The 21757-nt window shown below is 60.3% G+C and carries 21 protein-coding genes; 16 read left to right on the top strand and 5 right to left on the bottom strand.

All coding sequences use genetic code 11. The features are described from left to right. Window positions 1–10 precede the first annotated feature (10 nt). The 7 genes from rpmJ to E2F43_RS12845 all read left to right on the top strand — a co-directional run bounded on the left by rpmJ (window position 11) and on the right by E2F43_RS12845 (window position 4306). Window positions 11–127, top strand: a complete 117-nt coding sequence (gene rpmJ / locus E2F43_RS12875; RefSeq protein ID WP_066055334.1) for a 50S ribosomal protein L36 — start codon at window positions 11–13, stop codon at window positions 125–127. 163 nt (window positions 128–290) lie between these two features. Next, the gene (gene rpsM, locus E2F43_RS12870) at window positions 291–647 is read left to right on the top strand and encodes a 30S ribosomal protein S13 (protein ID WP_133213325.1); all 357 of its coding nucleotides are present in this window, start codon (window positions 291–293) and stop codon (window positions 645–647) included. 87 nt (window positions 648–734) lie between these two features. Further along, a complete protein-coding gene (rpsK, locus tag E2F43_RS12865) occupies window positions 735–1127 on the top strand; it encodes a 30S ribosomal protein S11 (RefSeq protein WP_066055329.1) in 393 nt (130 codons plus the stop codon). A gap of 19 nt (window positions 1128–1146) precedes the next feature. After that, on the top strand, window positions 1147–1767 hold the full coding sequence (rpsD, locus tag E2F43_RS12860; protein ID WP_133213323.1) for a 30S ribosomal protein S4: 621 nt from the start codon (window positions 1147–1149) through the stop codon (window positions 1765–1767). Between the two features lie 36 nt (window positions 1768–1803). Continuing rightward, a complete protein-coding gene (locus E2F43_RS12855) occupies window positions 1804–2808 on the top strand; it encodes a DNA-directed RNA polymerase subunit alpha (RefSeq protein WP_133213321.1) in 1005 nt (334 codons plus the stop codon). Window positions 2809–2867: 59 nt separating this feature from the next. Continuing rightward, on the top strand, window positions 2868–3254 hold the full coding sequence (gene rplQ, locus E2F43_RS12850; protein WP_133213319.1) for a 50S ribosomal protein L17: 387 nt from the start codon (window positions 2868–2870) through the stop codon (window positions 3252–3254). Between the two features lie 95 nt (window positions 3255–3349). Continuing rightward, window positions 3350–4306 (top strand): hypothetical protein, encoded by a 957-nt coding sequence (locus E2F43_RS12845; protein WP_238946911.1) that lies wholly within the window; start codon window positions 3350–3352, stop codon window positions 4304–4306. A 163-nt stretch (window positions 4307–4469) separates the two neighbouring features. Here the strand turns inward: E2F43_RS12845 and E2F43_RS12840 are convergent, their stop codons facing one another. Together E2F43_RS12840 and uvrA are read right to left on the bottom strand one after the other, a co-directional pair. Next, entirely contained in the window at window positions 4470–4994 is a 525-nt protein-coding gene (locus tag E2F43_RS12840) for a fasciclin domain-containing protein (RefSeq protein WP_133213317.1), read from the bottom strand. Window positions 4995–5146: 152 nt separating this feature from the next. Next, window positions 5147–7990, bottom strand: coding sequence for an excinuclease ABC subunit UvrA (uvrA, locus tag E2F43_RS12835; protein WP_133213315.1), 2844 nt, complete (start codon window positions 7988–7990; stop codon window positions 5147–5149). A gap of 192 nt (window positions 7991–8182) precedes the next feature. Here uvrA and E2F43_RS12830 point away from each other — a divergent pair, with 192 nt between their 5' ends. From E2F43_RS12830 to E2F43_RS12805, 6 genes are all read left to right on the top strand, one after another. Next, entirely contained in the window at window positions 8183–9391 is a 1209-nt protein-coding gene (locus E2F43_RS12830) for an MFS transporter (RefSeq protein ID WP_238946910.1), read from the top strand. Between the two features lie 3 nt (window positions 9392–9394). Beyond that, window positions 9395–10795: an NAD(P)/FAD-dependent oxidoreductase gene (locus E2F43_RS12825; protein ID WP_238946909.1), complete on the top strand. Its 1401-nt coding sequence runs from the start codon at window positions 9395–9397 to the stop codon at window positions 10793–10795. Between the two features lie 152 nt (window positions 10796–10947). Further along, a complete protein-coding gene (gene ssb / locus E2F43_RS12820; protein WP_133213313.1) occupies window positions 10948–11457 on the top strand; it encodes a single-stranded DNA-binding protein in 510 nt (169 codons plus the stop codon). 226 nt (window positions 11458–11683) lie between these two features. Further along, a complete protein-coding gene (locus E2F43_RS12815; RefSeq protein ID WP_165954312.1) occupies window positions 11684–12547 on the top strand; it encodes an SDR family oxidoreductase in 864 nt (287 codons plus the stop codon). A gap of 10 nt (window positions 12548–12557) precedes the next feature. Then, window positions 12558–13082, top strand: a complete 525-nt coding sequence (gene moaB, locus E2F43_RS12810; RefSeq protein WP_133213309.1) for a molybdenum cofactor biosynthesis protein B — start codon at window positions 12558–12560, stop codon at window positions 13080–13082. Between the two features lie 2 nt (window positions 13083–13084). Further along, on the top strand, window positions 13085–14287 hold the full coding sequence (locus E2F43_RS12805; RefSeq protein ID WP_238946908.1) for a molybdopterin molybdotransferase MoeA: 1203 nt from the start codon (window positions 13085–13087) through the stop codon (window positions 14285–14287). 41 nt (window positions 14288–14328) lie between these two features. Here E2F43_RS12805 and fabB read toward each other — a convergent pair whose 3' ends face one another. Together fabB and fabA are read right to left on the bottom strand one after the other, a co-directional pair. Further along, window positions 14329–15558, bottom strand: coding sequence for a beta-ketoacyl-ACP synthase I (gene fabB / locus E2F43_RS12800; RefSeq protein ID WP_133213307.1), 1230 nt, complete (start codon window positions 15556–15558; stop codon window positions 14329–14331). A gap of 4 nt (window positions 15559–15562) precedes the next feature. Continuing rightward, a complete protein-coding gene (fabA, locus tag E2F43_RS12795) occupies window positions 15563–16078 on the bottom strand; it encodes a 3-hydroxyacyl-[acyl-carrier-protein] dehydratase FabA (protein WP_133213305.1) in 516 nt (171 codons plus the stop codon). A 222-nt stretch (window positions 16079–16300) separates the two neighbouring features. Here fabA and E2F43_RS12790 point away from each other — a divergent pair, with 222 nt between their 5' ends. The 3 genes from E2F43_RS12790 to E2F43_RS12780 are packed head-to-tail and all read left to right on the top strand — an operon-like array spanning window position 16301 to window position 19920. Beyond that, window positions 16301–17710 carry a mannose-1-phosphate guanylyltransferase/mannose-6-phosphate isomerase gene (locus E2F43_RS12790; RefSeq protein ID WP_133213303.1) on the top strand — a complete coding sequence of 470 codons (1410 nt, stop codon included), beginning with the start codon at window positions 16301–16303 and terminating at the stop codon, window positions 17708–17710. A 21-nt stretch (window positions 17711–17731) separates the two neighbouring features. Next, window positions 17732–18562 carry a UTP--glucose-1-phosphate uridylyltransferase GalU gene (gene galU / locus E2F43_RS12785; protein ID WP_133213301.1) on the top strand — a complete coding sequence of 277 codons (831 nt, stop codon included), beginning with the start codon at window positions 17732–17734 and terminating at the stop codon, window positions 18560–18562. A 5-nt stretch (window positions 18563–18567) separates the two neighbouring features. Further along, on the top strand, window positions 18568–19920 hold the full coding sequence (locus tag E2F43_RS12780; protein ID WP_133213299.1) for a phosphohexomutase domain-containing protein: 1353 nt from the start codon (window positions 18568–18570) through the stop codon (window positions 19918–19920). Between the two features lie 180 nt (window positions 19921–20100). Here the strand turns inward: E2F43_RS12780 and pgi are convergent, their stop codons facing one another. Further along, on the bottom strand, window positions 20101–21735 hold the full coding sequence (gene pgi, locus E2F43_RS12775) for a glucose-6-phosphate isomerase (protein WP_133213297.1): 1635 nt from the start codon (window positions 21733–21735) through the stop codon (window positions 20101–20103). Between the last annotated feature and the right edge of the window lie 22 nt (window positions 21736–21757).

The following is a 21757-nucleotide window of genomic DNA, read 5'->3' as shown; positions in this document are numbered from 1 at the left end:
AGAAGTAACGATGAAAGTACGTGCATCAGTAAAGAAGATCTGCCGCAACTGTAAAGTTGTACGTCGTAATGGCGTGGTGCGGGTGATCTGCAACACAGATCCGCGTCACAAGCAGCGCCAGGGTTAATCCCGGACAGGGTGTCCCCGCGCACAGTTGATTTTTTGTAACGATATCGCTAGAATGCTGCGCCTTTCGCGCCAGACCCGCTGATATTTCGGTAATTTCGAATTAAATCAGGGGCTTGCGCCAAATCGCCTTTTAAGCGAAAGACATTTTTGGAGAAAGTTGGATGGCTCGTATTGCCGGCGTCAACATACCCGATAACAAGCATGCTGTTATCTCACTGACATACATCTACGGTGTAGGTCGCACTACTGCAAAAGAGCTGTGTGCCGCCACCGGCGTTGAAGAAAGTGCCAAGATTGGTGAGCTTTCCGAAGAGCAGATGGATGCCCTGCGTGGCAAAGTTGCCGAGATGACTGTTGAAGGTGACCTCCGTCGTGAAGTCTCCATGAACATCAAGCGTCTGATGGACCTGGGCTGTAACCGCGGCCTGCGTCACCGCCGCGGCCTGCCGCTGCGTGGTCAGCGCACCAAGACCAACGCGCGTACCCGCAAGGGACCGCGTAAACCGATTCGCAAGTAAGGATTAGACCTAGCGTCACTCACAGCGAATCCTTTTTAGTGTAGCTGCACCGAAGTGCAGTGTTGATATTAAAGTAGGAACTACGATATGGCTAAGCCAGGTGCCAAAGGCACTCGTAAGAAAATCACGAAGACCGTAGTGGACGGTATCGCCCACGTACATGCGTCTTTCAACAACACCATTATTACCATTACTGATCGCCAGGGGAACACCCTGAGCTGGGCTACCGCGGGTGGCTCCGGTTTCCGCGGTTCTCGTAAGAGCACCCCGTTCGCAGCCCAGGTTGCTGCCGAGCGCGCTGGTGAAGCGGCCAAGGAATATGGTCTGAAAAATCTCGACGTGCAGGTCAAGGGCCCAGGGCCGGGTCGCGAATCTGCCGTTCGCGCGCTGAACGCTTGTGGCTACAAGATCAGCAACATCACTGACGTTACGCCGATTCCCCATAACGGCTGCCGTCCGCCCAAGAAACGTCGCGTATAACGCAGAGGAAGAACTAGTCATGGCTCGATATATTGGACCCAAGTGCAAGCTCTCCCGTCGTGAAGGAACTGACCTGTTCCTCAAGAGCGGTGTGCGCGCACTGGAAAGCAAGTGTAAAGCAGAAGCAATTCCCGGACAGCACGGTGCCCGTCGCGGCCGCCTGTCGGACTTTGGTGTACAGCTGCGTGAGAAGCAGAAGGTTCGTCGTATCTACGGCGTACTGGAGAAGCAGTTCCGCAACTACTACAAGAAGGCTGCCCGCCTTAAGGGCCCCACCGGTGAGAACCTCCTGCAGCTGCTGGAATCTCGTCTGGATAACGTGGTTTACCGTATGGGCTTCGGTTCAACCCGCTCAGAAGCGCGTCAGTTGGTTGCTCACAAGGCGATTCTGGTAAACGGCGAAGTAGTGAACATACCCTCTTACCAGGTGAAAGCGGGCGACGTTGTGTCCCTGCGTGAAAAGGCCAAGAAGCAGCTGCGTGTCCAGTCTGCCCTGGCCCTGGCTGCCCAGCGCGGCGAGCCCGAGTGGATCGAAGTAAACACGGACAAGCTCGAAGGTACCTTCAAGTCTGTACCCGACCGTCAGGATCTCTCATCCGAGATCAACGAAAACCTGATCGTCGAGCTTTACTCCAAGTAATCCACTGAAGGACTAACCTAAACAAAGGTGCCCCGTATGCAGAGTGCAGTGAACGAATTTTTGACCCCGCGTGTGATCAATGTTGATGAAAAGAACAGCACACGTGCCCAGGTGACCCTGGAACCCCTGGAGCGTGGCTTTGGCCACACCCTGGGCAATGCCTTGCGTCGAATCCTGCTGTCTTCCATGCCCGGTTGTGCCATCACCGAAGTGGAAATCGACGGCGTATTGCACGAGTACAGTGCAATCGAAGGCGTACAGGAAGATGTTATTGAGATCCTGCTGAACCTCAAGGGCGTAGCCCTGGTGATGAACGGCAAGGAAGAGGCTGAGCTGACCCTGAGCAAGAAGGGCGCCGGTGTCGTAACTGCTGGCGATATCCAGGTTGACCACGATATCGAGATCCGTAACCCGGATCACGTGATCTGTCACCTGAACGGCACATCCGAAATCAACATGAAGCTGACTGTGGCCCGTGGCCGTGGCTACTCTCCCGCCGATTCACGTGTGAATCCGGAAGAGGAAACCCGCTCCATCGGCCGCCTGCAGCTGGACGCCACTTTCTCTCCGGTTTACCGCGTGTCCTATGTCGTTGAAGCTGCCCGCGTGGAGCAGCGTACCGACCTGGACAAGCTGGTCCTGGACCTTGAGACCAATGGCACCATCGACCCGGAAGAGGCGATCCGTCGTGCCGCGACCATCCTGCAGCAGCAGCTGGCCGTGTTTGTCGACCTGGAGAGCGAGTCTGAGTCGGAGTCTGTTGAGGAAGAGGACGAGGTAGATCCGATTCTGCTGCGTCCGGTAGACGATCTGGAACTGACCGTTCGTTCCGCCAACTGCCTCAAAGCGGAAAACATTTATTACATCGGTGACCTGGTGCAGCGCACCGAGGTTGAGCTGCTGAAGACCCCGAACCTGGGTAAGAAGTCTCTCACCGAAATCAAGGATGTACTGGCTTCCCGCGGTTTGTCACTGGGCATGCGCCTGGATAACTGGCCGCCTGCCAGCCTGAAAAACGACGACCGGGTTCTGAGCGCTTAGGCTCCCCGGTCATCCAGATAGCAGTGCTGAGATAGCACCCTAAATATAGGATTGGAAAAATGCGTCATCGTCACAGTGGACGTCAGCTGAACCGCAACAGTTCTCACCGCAAGGCCATGTTCCGCAACATGACCATCTCCCTGGTTGAGCACGAGTTGATCAAGACCACCCTGCCCAAGGCGAAAGAGCTGCGCAGCTATGCTGAGCCGCTGATCACCCTGGCCAAGAAAGACAGCGTCGCCAACCGCCGCCTGGCTTTCGACCGCACTCGCAGCAAAGAAGCGGTGGGCAAACTGTTCAACGAACTGGGTCCCCGCTACCAGGATCGCCCGGGTGGTTACATCCGCATCCTGAAGTGTGGTTACCGCGCAGGCGACAAGGCTCCCATGGCCTACGTTGAGCTGGTTGACCGTCCCCAGGTGGAAGCGTACGAAGACGAGGATTGAGTCTCGTCGCCTCCTACTGGATAAAAAGCCGGGCCATTGCTCGGCTTTTTTGTGTCCGGGGGAAGTAGCCGATGCAGGAGGATAACCCCACCACTATGCCCCGAAGATGGATAGCGATTTTCTCGCTGGTGTTGCCAGTCATCACTACCAACCTTGCCACCGCCGGCGAGCGGGCAGGCTTTATCCAGAACACGATTAACGGCTTCCAGCAGAGTGAGTTTGAATTCCAGCGCTCGATCTCCAATGAACCATTCCCGCCCATGTCCTTTCTCTCGGCAAGCAGCTACAGCGAGGTAGAGTTTGAGCGGCCCAACGGGGGCAAGGGCCAGTACGGCCTTGATCGCGTATCCGCGATGGGCGCCGTGCCCTTCTTGCTGGGCAAACGGGACGCCGTCTTTGCCGGTGCCTATCTCAGCCTTTCAGATTTCAACTTTTCCGGTGCGGTGGAGGAGGACTTCAAGGTCAGGAGTGTCGGCATTCCAGTGGGATGGATCCGGCAGCAAAACCCTGACTGGCAGTATGCGGCCTTTGTCATGCCCATGGGTCATGAGGCCAATCTGCCCGGCAGCGACTGGAGCTGGCAGTATATGGGTGGCGCGTTCGCCCGATATGTGCAGACGGACAGCCTCTGGTGGGCCTTCGGACTCTATGCCGATATCCAGAGCAATGATGAGTTTTATATCCCTTACCTGGGAGCGTCGTGGTCCATTAACGAGCGCTGGACCTTGAGCGCCGTAATGCCCTGGCCGGCCATTGTCTATGCGCCTTCCCGCGACCTGGTGTTTCGTCTTGGGGCGGCCCCCTCCGGTGCCTCCTGGAGTCTAGAATCAGGTGGTAGTGGTGACACCTATGTAAACCTTGATTCCTGGGATTTCGGCATTGCGGCCCAGTACCGGATCTATTCGAACATATGGATTGGCGCCCGCGCGGGGATAGGTGGCCTGCGCGGCCTGCGTCTTGCAGACGATAGTGTTGAGGAACCGGACCTGGACCTGGATTCAAATGCCTTCTTCGGGGTGGAGCTGAACTTTCGACCGGGAGTTCAATTTTAGTCTGTGATCGGCACAATGTAGGGGTGCTGGGTCGGGTGTATCCCGACCGTGAAACCGCGCACCATGAATATCCTAACGTGGCCATTAGACCGCTCTTTCCTACTGGGGTTGAAATAAAAAAGCCGGGTTATACCCCGGCTTTTTTGCGTCCGTTAGGCCGTGTTCATTCTTCCGGGGGAAGCAACACACCACCGTCTAGGATGTGGATGACCCCGTTGCAGGCGAAGACATCGGTCTGCAGGACAGACACATGATTGATAAATGCGGTCGTACCGTCCAGGGAAGGAAATGTGAAGTCACGGTTAAGCATGCGTATTCTCGTGGAGTCCAGCACGTCGGCTTCGTCGCGTTCACCAGGTGCGATGTGGTACTTGAGGATGACGCCCAGGGTGTCCTCGTCCAGGGCATTGACCAGGTCAATGCCGGTAGCGCTGTCGTCCTCTAACACTGCCTGCGCAGCCGCGTCGAATGCGCCATTGGTGGGGGCGAATACAGTCAGGTTGCGGTTGCCGTCAAGAAAGTCGACCAGGCCCGCTTTGGCCGCTGCGGCGACCAGGGTGCCGAAAGTGTTCATGTCATTGGCAGCGATGTCTTTGATTGACAGCGCCTCCGGTGATTTACAATTGCCTGCATAAGCTGTGGAGCCCACGGTCATGGCGGCTGCCAGTACCAGTATCTTTTTCATCATAGCGTCCTCTCTTCGTCAGAATTCAGTGGGATTCGTGAGCTACCGAGTCCAGCAAGTACGGAGCCTGAAAAGGGTACGCGGTTGTTAGGCGAGACAGATTTGACGTAGGGGTGAATTCGGCAAGCGCGGCCTGGTCAGAAGTTCGACAAAAATCAGGCCGCTTTTTTTCTGCTGCGCTTAATGAGTGGAGCGAGAAAGCGGCCGGTGAATGAGCCCTTGGTTTTGGCAACCTCTTCCGGGGTGCCGGTGGCGATGATCTGTCCCCCGCCAGAACCGCCTTCCGGCCCCAGGTCGACGACCCAGTCGGCGGTTTTGATGACATCGAGATTGTGCTCGATGATAACCACCGTGTTGCCGTGGTCGCGCAGCCTGTGCAGCACTTCCAGGAGTTGCTTGATGTCCTCGAAGTGCAGACCGGTGGTGGGCTCATCGAGAATGTACAGGGTCTTTCCTGTATCCCGTTTGGATAACTCCCGGGACAGTTTCACCCGCTGTGCCTCGCCGCCGGATAGGGTGGTGGCGGCCTGGCCAAGGCGGATGTAGGACAGGCCCACGTCCATCAGCGTCTGCAGCTTGCGAGCGATGGCCGGGACCGGTTCAAAGAACGCCAGCGCGTCTTCCACCGTCATCTCCAGCACTTCGTGAATGTTTTTGCCCTTATAGCGGATTTCCAGGGTTTCCCGGTTGTACCGCCTGCCCTTGCATACGTCACAGGGCACATAAATGTCGGGCAGGAAATGCATCTCCACCTTGGTGACACCATCCCCCTGACAGGCTTCACAGCGACCGCCCTTGACGTTGAAGCTGAAGCGCCCGGGCTTGTAGCCGCGCGATCGGGCTTCCTGGGTGCCGGCAAACAGTTCCCGGACCGGGGTGAAAATACCGGTGTAGGTGGCGGGATTGGAGCGCGGTGTGCGGCCGATGGGGCTCTGGTCGATATCGATGCACTTGTCGATATGGTTCATGCCGGAGATGCCATCGTGGGGGGCTGGTGTGAGCGTGGTCGCCCCGTTGAGTGCGGTGGCGGCCAGCGGGTACAAAGTGCCATTGATCAGGGTGGACTTACCCGAGCCTGATACGCCGGTAACGCAGGTGAGCAGGCCCACTGGGATTTCCAGTTCAACGTGCTTGAGGTTGTTACCCGAAGCCCCGGAGAGTACCAGCTGCTTTTTCCGGTCCGCCGGGGTGCGCTTTGCCGGCACCTCGATTTTTCTGCGCCCGGCAAGATAATCGCCGGTGAGGGAGTTCTCGTTGGCGACAATATCCTTCATCTGCCCTTCGGCAACCACCCGGCCGCCGTGCACGCCGGCTCCCGGCCCGATGTCGATGATGTGATCCGCGGTACGGATGGCGTCTTCGTCGTGCTCCACCACCAGCACCGTGTTGCCCAGATCCCGCAGGTGGGTCAGTGTTTTCAGCAGGCGCTCGTTGTCCCGCTGGTGCAGCCCGATTGAAGGTTCATCGAGAATATACATCACGCCCACCAGGCCGGCACCGATCTGTGAGGCCAGGCGGATGCGCTGGGCCTCGCCACCGGACAGGGTCTCGGCACTGCGGTTAAGGGTCAGGTAGTTGAGACCGACATCGACCAGGAAGCGGTAGCGGGCGCGCAGTTCCTTGAGGATCTTGTCGGCAATTTGGCCTTTGCGTCCCTCCAGCACCAGCTCGTTGAAGTAGGTTTCCGCCTCGCCGACCGACATGTTGGTAATGGAGGGAAGGGTGCGCTCGTCTACGAAGACATGGCGGGCATCCTTGCGCAGGCGTGTGCCTTTGCAATCAGGGCAGGGCTGGGTGGCCAGGAACCTGGCCAGGTCCTCGCGCACCGATTGCGAGTCGGTGTCGCGATAGCGTCTCTCCATGTTGGGGATAATTCCCTCGAATGGGTGGGTGCGCTTGAAGACGTCGCCGCGGTCGTTGATGTAGGAGAAGGCGATCTCCTGCTTGCCGCTGCCGTGGAGGATGATTTTCTGGTGCTTTTTGCCCAGCTGTTCAAACGGGGTATCGATGTCGAAGCCGTAGTGCTCGGCCAGCGAAGTGAGCATGTGGAAGTAGTAAACGTTGCGCCGGTCCCAGCCGCGGATGGCGCCTTCGGCCAGGCTAGCCTCGGGGTGCAGCACGATGCGATCTGCATCAAAGTACTGTTTGACCCCGAGGCCGTCGCAGCCGCCGCAGGCCCCGGCCGGGTTGTTGAACGAAAACAGTCGCGGTTCCAACTCGTCGATACTGTGGCCACATTCGGGGCAGGCGAAGCGGGCCGAGAAGGCAATATCCTCACCGTCGTCGTCCATCCAGGAAACGGATGCCAGGCCATCGGTGAGGCCCAGCGCAGTTTCGAAGGATTCCGCCAGCCGCAGCCCCAGGTCGTCGCGAACCTTGAAACGGTCGACAACGACTTCGATGCGGTGCTTCCTGTTCTTTTCAAGGTCTGGTACGTCATCGAGATCGGTGACGATGCCATCGATTCTCGCGCGCACGAAACCGGCGGCGCGCAGTTCCTGGAAAACATGCAGGTGCTCGCCCTTGCGGTCCCGTACCACCGGTGCCAGCAGCATCAGCTTGCTGCCTTCCGGCAGTGCCAGCACCGTATCGACCATCTGGCTCACCGTCTGGGCCTGCAGGTTGAGGCCGTGATCCGGGCAGCGTGGATCGCCCACCCGGGCAAACAGCAGGCGCAGGTAGTCATAGATTTCGGTGATGGTGCCCACGGTGGAACGGGGATTGTGGGAGGTTGATTTCTGCTCGATCGAGATGGCGGGAGACAGGCCTTCGATGTGGTCCATGTCCGGTTTTTCCATCATCGACAGGAACTGCCGGGCGTAGGTTGAGAGGGACTCCACGTAACGGCGCTGGCCCTCGGCGTACAGGGTATCGAAAGCCAGCGAGGACTTGCCCGACCCGGACAGCCCGGTAATGACCACCAGCTTGTCGCGGGGAATGTCCAGGTCGATGTTTTTCAGGTTGTGGGTGCGTGCACCGCGAACGTGGATGGTATCCATTGGGAGTCAATTACCGCAGAAAAATCAGAACAGGAAAGTATATGTCCTCAGTGTTACGCCATGCAAAGGGAAACGGACTTCTCTTCGCCCGGCTCGACGGGATGTCGCAACTGTCGCCGATCAGTTAAGCGACGTGTTCGCAGAGCACTAAACTGGTATTATGCAGCGCAAACTTCGAGAACCCTTTCCCACGTGATAACCGAACACCCCATGACCCCGCTGGAGCGGCGCAGTGTCAGCTCTCTCGCCCTGTTGTACTGCTTCAGGATGCTGGGCCTGTTTATGGTGCTGCCGCTGCTGGCGCTGTACGCCGTTGATTTACCGGGGGCGGACCCGCTGACCATCGGGCTGGCACTGGGCATTTATGGACTGTCCCAGGCGTTGCTGCAGATTCCCCTGGGCTGGCTTTCAGACCAGCTCGGGCGCAAGCCGGTGATTATCGGCGGCTTGCTGGTATTTGCCCTGGGCAGCGTGATTGCGGCGCTGGCGGATTCTATCTACGGCGTGGTCTTCGGACGAGCGCTGCAGGGCGCTGGCGCTATCGCAAGCACAGTCATGGCATTGGTGGCCGACCTGACTCGCGAGGAACAGCGGACCAAGGCCATGGCCCTGGTGGGGATGAGCATCGGCCTGTCCTTTGCCATTGCCCTGGTGTTGGGGCCCGCGGTAGCCGCCGCTGGTGGCCTGGGGGCGGTGTTCTGGTTTACCTCGCTGCTCGCCATCGTCGGCATTGCGATTGTGCTGTTCCTGGTGCCGACTCCCCCGCGTGGCCTGCGGCATGATGACGTGGGCGCACGTAGCGGCCTGTTCATGCGTAGCCTGAGAGATGTTGGGCTGCTAAGGCTCAATTTTGCGGTATTCAGCCTGCATTTCATCCTGATGGCCCTGTTCCTGGTCGTTCCCGGGCAGCTGCTGGATGTGGCGGGTCTGGATCGGGACAGCCACTGGCTGGTCTACCTGCCAGCGCTGGCGCTGTCGATCGCCGGTATGGTGCCGATGATGGTGCTGGCGGAACGCAAGGGGCGGATGCGGGAAATGTTTCTGCTGGGCATCATCCTGCTGATGCTGGCCATGGTGATTATGTCTATCGCCTGGCTACCGGCAATGATTTACCTGGGGATGTGGCTATTTTTCAGTGGTTTCAATTATCTCGAGGCGACCCTGCCCTCGCTGGTCAGCAAGGCGGTGTTTCAGGGTGGCAAGGGTACCGCCCTGGGTATTTTTTCCACCTGCCAGTTTTTCGGCGCCTTCGCGGGTGGCGCCCTGGGCGGCTGGCTGGTTAAAACTGGCGGCAACACGGCCCTGGTGATGAGTTGCTTCGGGCTTGCGGTGATCTGGTTTCTGGTATTCCTGCCGTCCCACTCGGTAGCCACCCGGGCTGCAGCCGCTACCGGGGAATAGTCGGTGGATTCCCCCGGCACTATCAGTCTGTGGATGGAACAGGCTGACAACGCCCCGCCCTTCGACCCGCTCGACGGCGATACCCGCGCCGATGTCGCCATTGCCGGCGGTGGTTTCACCGGCCTGTGGACCGCCTACTACCTGAAAACCCTGGCGCCGGAGCTGGACGTCTGTGTACTGGAGGCCAAGCGCTGTGGTTTTGGTGCCTCCGGGCGCAATGGCGGTTGGATGATGGCTGCTCTGGAAGGGGAAACCAGGCTGTTGAGTGCCCTGGACGGCCAGCGGCGCAAGCAGACCGGGGCCCTGATCCACGGGATTCTGCCCGAGGTGGAAAGGGTGCTGGGGCAAAACGATATTGATTGTGACTATCGGCGCGGGGGTGGTATTTATGCCGCCGCCCGCTACCCGGAGCAACTTGCGCTGCAGCGCAAGCTGCTGGATGAGTACCGTGCGGCGGGGTTTGGCGCTGACGACTTCCGCTGGCTGGAGGCCGCTGAACTCAGCTCCCGGCTGCGCATCGCCGGGGCTCTGGGCGGCATCTATACCCCGCACATCGCCCGTATCCAGCCCGCCCGGCTGGTACTCGGCCTGGCCCGGACCCTCCGTGGCCTGGGTGTTCGCATTTACGAGCAGACCCCGGTAACCGGCCTGGAAGCAGGCCATATGGTGACTGCAACCGGGCGGATCAGGGCACCCAGCCGGTTGCTGGCGCTGGAGGGGTACAGTTCCCGGTTGCCTGAGGTCAGTGAGCGGGTGCTGGCTGTGCAGAGTCGGATCATCGCGACGGAGCCGCTGGATGAGTCCCTCTGGAATGACATTGGTCTGGCGGAACGCGAGGTCTTCTGCGAGGCCAGTCCGCTGATTACCTATGGCCAGCGCAGTGCCGATAATCGTATGGTGTTCGGGGCTCGCGGCACCTACCGCTTTGGTGGCGGGCCGCGGAGCGAGTTCGGCCTGCATGGGCGGGACTTTGAGGAGGTGCATCGACTGCTGGCGGCCTGTTTTCCGCAGCTTGAGAGCACCCTGATCACCCACCGCTGGGGTGGCACGCTGGGAGTGCCGCGCAACGGTTTCCCCCACGCAGTTTATGATCGAACCACCGGCGTAGGCACCGCCGGTGGCTATTTTGGTGAGGGTGTGGGCGCAGCTAACCTGATGGCCCGCACCCTGGCCGACCAGGTGCTGGGACGCGATACCGAGCTGGTACAGGCACCCTGGGCCTTTGCCGGCAGTATCGAGAGTCAACTCAGGCGTTGGGAACCCGAACCTCTGCGCTGGTTGGGGTACAAGGCGACCGACCTGGTTCGCAGGCTGGAAGAATCCGTCTACCGGCGGCAGGGTCCGGGTTGGCAGAAGCGACCGTTGCAGCGAGCCAGTGGCTGGCTGGATCGGCTGAAAACCTGAAGCATCGTCTCGATCCCGATGCCTGCGGGGCGAGGCAGCTGGCCGTTTTCGATTGAAATCGGCCGCCCTCGTTGTCGCAATTCAACAGTGGGATTGCTATAGTCCTGCATTCAACAAAAATAGCTTTTTTTGGATTTCAATCGAGGTAATTTATGGCTTCACGCGGCGTCAACAAGGTGATCCTGATCGGCAACCTGGGCAATGACCCTGAAACCCGCTTTTTTCCCGATGGCGGTGCCGTTACCAACGCCAGCATAGCTACCTCGGAAACCTGGCGCGACAAGCAGACGGGTGAACAGAAAGAGCGTACCGAATGGCACCGGGTGGTGTTCCGCGATCGCGGCAACTATCGCCTCGGCCAGATCGCGGGCGAGTACCTGAAGAAGGGATCCAAGGTGTTCGTAGAAGGCTCACTGCAAACCCGTAAATGGACTGACCAATCAGGCCAGGATCGCTACACCACGGAAGTGGTGGCCAGTGAAATGCAAATGCTGGACAGCCGTGGCGCCGGCCAGGGCGGCGGTGACTTCGGCGGTGGTGGTGGCAGTTACAACCCGTCGGCGCCAGCCCAGCCCCAGGGCGGTTCAGCGCCGGCCCAGAGTACACCCAAGGCGGCTCCCGCCCAGGATTTCAACGATTTCGATGACGATATTCCCTTCTAGGGAACGCTCCGCCGAGCAAGCCTGTCGCACAAGGCCGCTGAATAGCGGCCTTTTTTGTCTGTCTGCATCGAGCTAAACCTGTTCTCCCTGACCAGTCCGCCATGACGTGCAAGCCAGTCCATTACCGGGTGATAACCCCGGCGGGGTAAAACTTCTTCGGTTGAAAAGGAGGAGTATGGTACCTTTCTGCTTTCTCCTTTCGTTTGACGGTTGCAGACCACAGCGCGTGCGCGTACTTATTCTCGGATCAGACAGCCCGTTGGGACGGGCGCTCACTGACTACATGGAGGACCTGGGCCGCCACGAGTTGGTCTGCCTGACCCGATCCGCCTCCCGTTGGAAAAGTGAGCGGCAGGCCAAGAAGGCGGTACGCCGTGCTAAGGCCGACGCGGTCGTGGATATCCGGGTGGAGGCAGTGGCCGATAGCGGCCAGGAAATCGTCGACCTGGATCTGCAGCGCTGCCAGTGGGTCGCCAAGTCCTGCCTGCGCGATGACGCCTGCTACCTCTTCATATCCAGTTCCCGCGTGTTCAGTGGAGAACTTGATCGCATGTATAACGAGCAAGATGAACCCGATAGCAGGGAGGAGGGAGGTGCCCTGCTGGCAGCCGCGGAGACGGTCGTGCGCCAGTACTGCGAACGTCACCTGGTGTTGAGACTGGGTCCGGTGTTCGCCAGTGAGGGCGCCAACCTCGTTACCCGCATGCTCGGGGAAATGATCAACGGCCAGAGCCTGGTCCTGGATAACAACCTGCGTGGTTGCCCGGTGGCCTCGGTCGACGGAGCCAGGGTGGTTTCGGCCCTGTTGGACCAGATCAGTACCGGCGCCGAGCTTTGGGGCACCTATCACTACTGTAGCTCGGAAACAGCCACCCACTATCAATTCGCCGAGGCCATTCTTGCGGCGGCGTCGCAATTTTCCGAATTCAGCCCCACGGCAGTCGAGCTGGAACCCATGGACCCGGACGCCCCCAGCCTCAATCGCTCGCTGGAATGCAGCAAGATTCGTAATACCTTCGCGATCAAACAGTTGCCCTGGCGTAATGCCATTGGCGACCAGGTGAAATGGTATTTTCAGCAAAAAAAGTGAGGAACACCCCATGGCCAAGGCCACCGATACCACCCCGCAGTCCCTGTCAGTGGCCGTGCTTACGGTTTCCGACACCCGCAACGAAGACGACGACACGTCCGGTCATTACCTGGTAGAGGCGCTGACGGCGGCGGGACACCGCAAGGGCGACAAGGCGATTGTCGTCGACGATATTTACCAGATTCGGGCCGTGCTCTCCCGCTGGATCGCCGACCCGGCCATTGACGCGGTACTGGTTACCGGCGGTACCGGATTTTCCGGCAGGGACTCGACGCCCGAGGCTGTGAGGCCATTGTTCGACAAGGATATTGATGGCTTTGGTGAAGTGTTCAGGGCCATTTCCCACCAGGAAATAGGTTCCTCCACCATCCAGTCCCGGGCACTGGCAGGCTTTGCCAACAACACGGTGATCTTCTGTATGCCGGGATCGACGGGAGCCTGCAAGACGGCCTGGAACGGCCTCATACGCGAACAGTTGGACAGCACCCACCGACCCTGTAATTTCGTCGGGGTACTCAAGGTGCGGGCTCAGTAACAATGGGCGCCCTGATGCCGCTTGACGAGGCGCTGGAGCGCGTTCTGGCAAGTGTTAGCACCACTCCGGATACCGTAGAGATACCGCTGTTGCAGGCAGTGGGCAGGGTGCTGGCGCAGGCGGTCGTGGCGGCGATCGATGTGCCCGGCGAGGATAACAGTGCGATGGACGGTTACGCCCTGCGCGCGGCGGATTCACCGGGACCGCTGCCAGTGAGCCAGCGCATTGCTGCCGGTACCACGGGTGTGGCGCTGGAGTCCGGGAGTGTTGCCAGGATATTTACCGGCGCTCCCGTGCCCCCGGGAGCCGATTCGGTGGTTATGCAGGAAAACTGTACCGAGCGAGCGGGAGCTATCGTGATACAGGGAGAGGTCCACCCGGGACAGAATATCCGGCGCAGGGGTCAGGATATCCGCGCCGGCGAGGTTGTGTTGCAGGCCGGGCGCCGGTTGCGCCCCCAGGACCTGGGTCTGCTGGCGTCTGTAGGCTGTGCCAAGGTCCAGGTGTATCGCCCCCTGAAGGTTGCAGTATTGTCTACCGGCGATGAACTGGTGGAGCCCGGCGCTGGGCAGCTCGAGCCAGGACAGTTGTACAACTCCAACCGCTTTACCCTGGCCGGGCTGCTGGCCAGGCTGGGAGTGGAATTCATCGACTGCGGCATCGTCCCTGACGACCCCGAGGCCACCAGGGAAGCCCTGGCCAGCGCCGCCCGGGAGGCGGACTGTGTGATCACTTCCGGCGGCGTCTCCGTGGGGGAGGAGGATCACGTCAAGGCCCAGGTGGAAAGCCTCGGTCGCCTGGACCTGTGGAAGCTGGCGATCAAGCCGGGTAAGCCGCTGGCGTTTGGTGCGGTTGCCGGCACCCCTTTCATCGGCCTTCCCGGCAATCCCACGTCGGTGTTCGCCACCTTTTGCCTGGTGGCCAGACCCTTTCTACTCAAGCTGCAGGGCGCCAGGGAACTGGAGCTACCCGCGCTCAGCGCGCAGGCGGCATTTTCGGTGCCGCGAGCGGGTGCTCGTCGCGACCACCTGCGGGTCAGCCTTCAACGCAGCAATGGCCGCCTGATTGCCAGGCGCTACGGCAACCAGAGTTCAGGTGTGCTCAGCTCGGTAAGCCACAGTGATGCGCTGGCAGTGATTCCCGCCGGGGCGGTGATTGAAGAGGGGGACGAGGTGCAGGTGTTATTGCTGGACCTGCTGGCCTAGCGGCACCGGGTGCGCGGGAGCGGGAAAGCTCCCGGCCGCATTCAGTTCGCCAGCTTCTGGAACACCAGCGACGCGTTGGTGCCGCCAAAGCCAAAGCTGTTGGACATGACGCGCTGAAGGTCCACGTTGTCCAGGCGCTGGCGAGCGATGGGCAGGCCCTCCGCTTCCGGGTCCAGGTTTTCGATATTGGCGGACTCGGCGATAAAGTTGTTCTGCTGCATCAGCAGGGAGTAAATGGCTTCCTGCACACCCGCGGCGCCCAGGGAGTGACCGGACAGTGACTTGGTGGAACCGACTACCGGGATCTGCGCCCGCCCGGAATAGGCTTCCTTCACGGCTTTCAGCTCCTGAATGTCGCCGGCCGGGGTCGAGGTGCCGTGGGCATTAATGTAATCGACTTCGCCACCTTCAACCGTGGCCAGGGCCTGTTGCATGCAGCGCACCGCGCCCTCGCCGGAGGGAGCGACCATGTCATAGCCGTCGGAGGTGGCGCCGTAGCCGACCAGTTCCGCGTAGATTTTTGCGCCCCGGGCTCTGGCGTGTTCCAGCTCTTCCAGCACCAGCATGCCGCCGCCTCCGGCGATCACGAAACCATCGCGATCCGCATCATAGGCGCGAGATGCTCGCTCCGGGGTGTCGTTGTACTTGGTGGAGAGGGCGCCCATGGCATCAAACAGGCTGGACAGGGTCCAGTGCAGTTCCTCGCCACCACCCGCGAACACGATGTCCTGCTTGTTCAGCTGTATCTGCTCCATGGCGTTGCCGATGCAGTGGGCACTGGTAGAGCAGGCGGAAGAGATCGAGTAGTTCACGCCCTTGATCTTGAAGGGTGTGGCCAGACAGGCGGACACGGTGCTGCCCATGGTCTGGGTGACCCGGTAGGGGCCGACACGCCGCAGCCCGCGCTCGCGCAGAATATCGGCGGCCTCGGTCTGGCTCGCTGATGATGCGCCACCGGAGCCGGCGATGATGCCGGTGCGTACATTGGAAACATCGCTGTCTTCCAGGCCTGCATCTTCAATGGCCTGAGCCATGGAGATGTAGGCAAAAGCGGCGGCATCGCCCATGAACCGCAGCTGCTTGCGATCGATCAGCGCGGCAGTGTCGATGTCCGGGCTGCCGGCAATGTGGGAGCGCATGCCCATGTCGATTTGTTCCTGCCGGATGCTGATGCCCGACTTGCCCTCGTAGAGGGAGCGGGTCACTTCCTCGGCGCTGTTTCCCAGGCAGGAAACAATGCCCAGGCCGGTAACAACTACTCTTCTGCTCATGACCTTAGAAGGACTCCGTTGAGGTAAACAGGCCAACGCGCAGGTCGGACGCTGTGTATATTTCGCGGCCGTCAACCGAGACGCTGCCATCGGCGATACCCATCACCAGCTTGCGCTCGATCACCCGCTTCATATTGATGTTATAGACTACTTTTTTCGCCGTGGGCAGTATTTGTCCGGTGAACTTGACCTCGCCGGAGCCCAGGGCCCGGCCGCGACCGGGGTTGCCGCGCCAGCCGAGGAAAAAACCCACCAGCTGCCACATGGCATCCAGGCCCAGGCAGCCGGGCATGACCGGGTCGGAAGGGAAGTGGCACTCAAAAAACCAGAGATCGGGGTGGATATCCAGCTCGGCGACGATTTCGCCCTTGCCGTAAGCGCCACCTTCGGAGCTGATGTGGGTAATGCGGTCGAGCATCAGCATGTTGTCTATGGGGAGACGGGCGTTACCTTCGCCAAACAGTTCGCCGTGACCACATGCAACCAACTCTTCCTTGGTGTACGCGCTTTGTCCTGTCATGATTTTTCCGTGTTGTCGGCCGCTGCCGGGGAGATTGCGATGAGCGTGCCCATTCTAATGACTGGGGGCCACAAGTCCAGCGCTATCAAAGGGCGCGCGGGGCCGGTTTGCTGGCCAATAGCGGGCGTGTCGGATAAGATGTTTGGCATGAAAGGCGTGGCTTTGCAGGACCTATACAGCCCCGCCCCGGCGGTATGACCGCAGCTCTATTCAAGGATGTACATGTTAACCCCAGTTCTTCTCTCCGGCGGTGTGGGTAGCCGGCTCTGGCCCGTTTCCCGCGAGGCCCATCCCAAGCAGTTTCAGCCGTTGGCCGGCGAGTTGTCCATGCTCCAGGAAACGTTGCAGCGAACCAGCGGCCTGGACGAGTCAGCGCCGGTGGTGGTGTGTAACGAGGAACACCGATTCATGGTGGCAGAGCAGCTGCGCCAGGTGGATATTGCGGCCAGCGCTCTTATTCTGGAGCCGGTGGGTCGCAATACGGCGCCCGCAGTGGCCCTGGCGGCGCTGTACGCGGCCGCGGAAGATTCGGAATCGCTATTGCTGGTATTGCCGGCCGACCACGTCATCCAGGATGTCCCGGCATTCGTTGCCGCTGTCGGCAAGGCTGTGCCGATGGCGCAGCAGGGGCGCTTGATGACCTTTGGCGTGGTGCCCACCAGCCCGGAAACCGGCTATGGCTATATCAAGTGTGGCGAGTCCCTCGCAGAAGACCTGTTCGAACTGGAGCGCTTTGTTGAAAAACCTGATGCCGACACCGCTTCCACCTATCTGGAGAGCGGCGCATACCTGTGGAATAGCGGAATGTTCCTGTTCAGCGCAGCCGTCTACCTCGCAGAACTGGGCAAACATGCCCCGGAAATTCTCGACTGCTGTCGCCGGGCCATGGAGGCTGCTCACCGGGATATGGATTTTATCCGCCCGGAGCCGGCGCTTTTCGACAGCTGTCCTGCGAACAGTATTGACTATGCGGTGATGGAAAACACTGACCGCGGTGGTGTGGTGTCTCTGGACTGTGGCTGGAGCGATGTCGGCGCCTGGTCCGCCCTGTGGGACGTGTCTGAACGGGATAACAGCGGCAATGCCAGCCGTGGCGATGTCATCCTCGACAACTGCAGCGACAGTTATTTTTACAGCGATTCTCGCCTGCTGGCGGCTACCGGTGTCGAGGGCCTGGTGGTGGTTGAAACCGCGGATGCCGTGCTCGTGGCGGACCGCGACAGGGTCCAGGATGTGAAGCGTATCGTTAACCGGCTCAAGGAACAGAACCGACCGGAGGTCTCCCTGCACCGCCAGGTTTACCGCCCCTGGGGATCCTACGAATCCCTGGTAACGGGTGACCGGTTCCAGGTGAAACGGATTATTGTCGACCCGGGCCAGCGCCTGTCGCTGCAAATGCATCACCACAGGGCTGAGCACTGGGTCGTGGTCAGCGGTACCGCGGAAGTGACCTGTGATGACAAGACCTTCATGCTGGGTGAAGATGAATCCACTTATATTCCGCTGGGTACGCGCCACCGACTGGCCAACCCCGGTCGCATTCCCCTGGAACTGATCGAAGTACAGTCCGGTAGCTACCTCGGCGAGGACGATATCGTAAGATTTGATGATCAATATGGGCGCCAGGACTAGGCGCACGACAAGGAGACTCCCATGATCAAGAAGTGCCTGTTTCCGGTAGCAGGATACGGAACCCGCTTTCTCCCGGCCACCAAGAGTATGCCCAAGGAGATGCTGCCCATCGTCAACAAACCGCTGGTGCAGTACGGCGTGGAGGAGGCCATTGAGGCCGGAATGACCACCTGCGCCTTTGTCACCGGCCGGGGCAAGCGTTCCATTGCCGATCACTTCGACATCAGTTATGAACTGGAGCACCAGATTTCCGGTACTGGCAAGGAAGCCTACCTGGAAAGTATTCGCGGTGTACTCGACAGGGGCGTGTTCACCATGGTCCGCCAGCGGGAGATGAAAGGCCTGGGACACGCGATTCTCACCGGCCGTTCACTGGTCGGTAACGAGCCCTTCGGTGTGCTGCTGTCGGACGACCTGTGTCTCAACGCCGGGGGTATGGGCGTACTGGCGCAAATGGCCGAGCTGTACAACCAGTTCCGCTGCTCCATTGTCGCTATTCAGGAAGTCCCGATGGAAGAGGTGCACAAGTACGGCGTGATTGCCGGCGAAAGCCTCAAGGACGGTATCTATCGGGTCGACGACATGGTGGAAAAACCCGATCAGAAAGACGCCCCATCCAACCTCGCGATTATCGGGCGCTACATTCTTACCCCGGATATCTTCGACATTCTTGAAGAGACAGAGCCTGGCGCCAACGGTGAGATACAGCTGACCGACGCGCTGCAGACCCAGGCCAAACGTGGCTGTGTCATGGCCTACAAGTTCAAGGGGCGGCGTTTCGATTGCGGCAGCGTGCCGGGCTTCGTGGAGGCCACCAATCACGTGTATGAAAACTACTACGCCAAAGATTGAGCGAGATGGCGGTAAAGGAAATTGGCTGCTTCAAGGCCTACGATGTTCGCGGCCGGGTTCCCGACCAGCTCAATGAAGATGTTGCCCGGCGTATTGGTCGCGCCTACGCCGAGGTCATCAAGCCGGGCAAGGTGGTGGTCGGTCACGATATCCGCCTGTCCAGCGAAGCGATCAAGGGGGCGCTCAGTGCGGGCCTGATGGAGCAGGGGGTGGATGTCTATGACATTGGCCTGTGTGGCACCGAGGAGATTTACTTCGCCACCTCTCATGCGGACATGGGCGGTGGCATCGCCGTGACTGCCAGTCACAACCCGAAAGACTACAACGGCATGAAGTTCGTGCGCGAGGCGTCAAGGCCGATCTCCGCTGATACCGGGCTCAAGGATATTCGTGCGCTGGCGGAACAGGATGATTTCACCCCAGCGGCGGTCCCCGGGACGCTGCATCGCCTGGACACCGATCAGGGCTATGTCGAACACCTGTTGTCCTACGTGGATGTGCCGGCCCTGAAACCGTTGAAAATCGTGGTGGACGCCGGCAACGGCGGTGCCGGCCGGGTGATCGACCTGCTGGAACCTCACCTTCCCTTTGAGTTTATCAAGCTGCACCATGAGCCCGATGGCAATTTCCCCAATGGCGTACCAAATCCCCTGTTGCCGGACAACCGGGCCGCCTCCATCGACGCTGTGCGCCGTCACGGTGCTGACCTGGGGATTGCCTGGGACGGTGATTTCGATCGCTGTTTCTTTTTTGACGAGACCGGGGAGTTCATCGAAGGATACTACGTGGTCGGACTGCTGGCGGAAGCCTTCCTGGGGCGCGAGCCCGGTGCGCGTATCGTCCACGACCCGCGACTCACCTGGAACACCGAGGATATGGTCAGGAACGCTGGCGGCGTATCGGTGCTGACCAAGTGCGGTCACGCCTTTATCAAGGAGCGCATGCGCAGCGAGAACGCCGTCTACGGCGGTGAGATGAGTGCCCACCACTATTTCCGTGACTTTGCCTACTGCGACAGTGGCATGATTCCCTGGTTATTGGTCACCGGCCTCATTGCCACCACCGGTAAACCCCTGTCAGCCATGGTGTCCGAACGTATGGCGGCCTACCCCTGCTCGGGGGAAATCAACCGCAGTGTGGAAGATGCCGCCGCGGTGCTGGCAAAGGCGGAGGCGACCTACGCCGACCAGGGCAGTCTGGACCACACCGACGGTGTCAGTGTCGATTGTGGTGACTGGCGCTTCAACCTCAGGATGTCGAACACCGAGCCGGTGGTACGTTTGAATGTGGAGAGCCGCGGGGATGCGGCGCTGATGCGGGCGAAGACCGACGAGTTACTGGCGCTTATTGAGGCTTAATATCTTCCACTCAGCCCTAATCTGTTTGCCCGCACGGTGCGGTCATGGCGTATTCCCTCACGGAAACCGGTAGCGCGCCGTCCATGGCACCTTGGCCTCCGCCGTCCCTGGCATGGATGCGGTTGTTTGGCGGTCCCGCGGGGGCACCATTTGCGCGCCGGTCCGGATAGTGATTCCGCTCTACTGGGCAGCCAGCCACTCATCAATCAGGCGCCGCGTCGCAGAATCCATAGCAGCATCCGATTCCTCACCCGAGAGCAATCCCAGAATCTGCACCCCGATCTCCTTGCCGAGCTCAACCCCCCACTGGTCAAAGGAATTAATCCCCCAGAGCACCCCGCTGACAAAGGTCCGGTGTTCGTAGAGCGCGATCAGTGCCCCCAGCGTTGCCGGAGTCAGCGCCGCCATGGTAATCACGCTGTTGGGTCGATTGCCGGGCATGGCCAGGTGCGGCGCCAGTGCTTCCGCCTGCCGGGATTCCATGCCCCGTGAGACCAGCGACTCACGTGCCTGGTCGAGGCTGCGCCCCACCATCATGGTGCGGCTCTGGGCCAGGCAATTGGCCACCAGCCGTCGGTGCTGTTCCGTCATGCCGGTATGGGTGGTCAGGGGCAGCACGAAGTCCGCCGGACATAATTCGGTACCCTGGTGCAGCAGCTGGTGGAAGGAGTGCTGGCCCATGGTGCCGGCTGACCCCCACAGTACAGGGCCGGTCCGGTAGTCCAGTGCCTGTCCGTCCCTGCTGACCCGCTTGCCATTGCTTTCCATGGTCAGCTGTTGCAAAAAATCGGGCAGTTTTTGCAGGCTGTTGTCGTAGGGCAGCACCACGTGGTTGCCGGCGCCGAAGAAGTTGACGTACCAGACCTCCAGCAGCCCCATGATCACTGGCATGTTGCTTGCCAGGGGAGCCGTTCCGAAATGCTCATCCATGGCAGCGGCGCCGTCGAGGAAGGCCTGGAAGTTATCCCAGCCGATCGCGATGGCACAGGACAGGCCGACCGCAGACCACACCGAGTAACGGCCACCGACCCAGTCCCACATGGGCAGGCAGTTGCCCGGGGAAATACCGAAATCCGCCGCCGCTTCCAGATTGCTGGTCACTGCCAGGAAGTGCTTGTCCAGATCCTCGTCCCGGGCGCCGGCGTTTTTCATCCACTGCCGGGCGGCGAGGCTGTTGGTCAGGGTTTCCTCGGTGCGGAATGATTTCGAGCAGACAATAAACAGGGTGGAGGCCGGGTCCAGGTCCAGCAGGGTGTCCTGCAGGTCGGCCGGGTCGACATTGGCCACGTAGTGACAGCTTACATTGCCGTGATAGGGTCGCAGGGCCTCGTTGACCAGGCGGGGGCCCAGGTCCGAGCCGCCAATGCCGATGTTGACCACGTCAGTGATGGGCAGGCCGGAAAAGCCACTGTGCCGTCCGTCGTGGAGACGTTCGCTCCACTGGCGCATGGTCTCGCGGGCGGCGGTGACTTCCGCAAACTTGTCGGCGAGGCCGTCCGCCGAGCTGGCACGAAGCAGGGTGTGCAGGGCGGGGCGGTCCTCGGTATTGTTGACCCGCTCGCCGTTGAGCAGGCCGGCAATAGCGGAGCTCATTCCTGTTTCAGCGGCCAGCGTCAGCAGCGCCTGCAGCGCCTTGCGGTCCACCAGTTGCTTGCTGTAGTCCAGTTGCAGGCCGGCGGCAGCGAGGGTGAAGTCGCTCGCGCGCTGCGGGTCGCTTGCCAGCATGGCGCTGACGGATCCAGGTTGCAGAGCGCTGGCGAGTTGTTGGGTTTCCCGGTAAGAGGGCAGTTGCGAAAACAGAGGAGTGGCAGGCATTGCCGGTATCCTTATGGTAACT

The organism is Seongchinamella unica, from assembly GCF_004354085.1.
In the GTDB taxonomy this organism is placed as follows: Bacteria; Pseudomonadota; Gammaproteobacteria; order Pseudomonadales; family Halieaceae; genus Halioglobus; species Halioglobus unicus.
The sequence above is the reverse complement of the archived record's forward strand: the minus strand, read 5'-3'. Positions and strand labels throughout refer to the sequence as shown.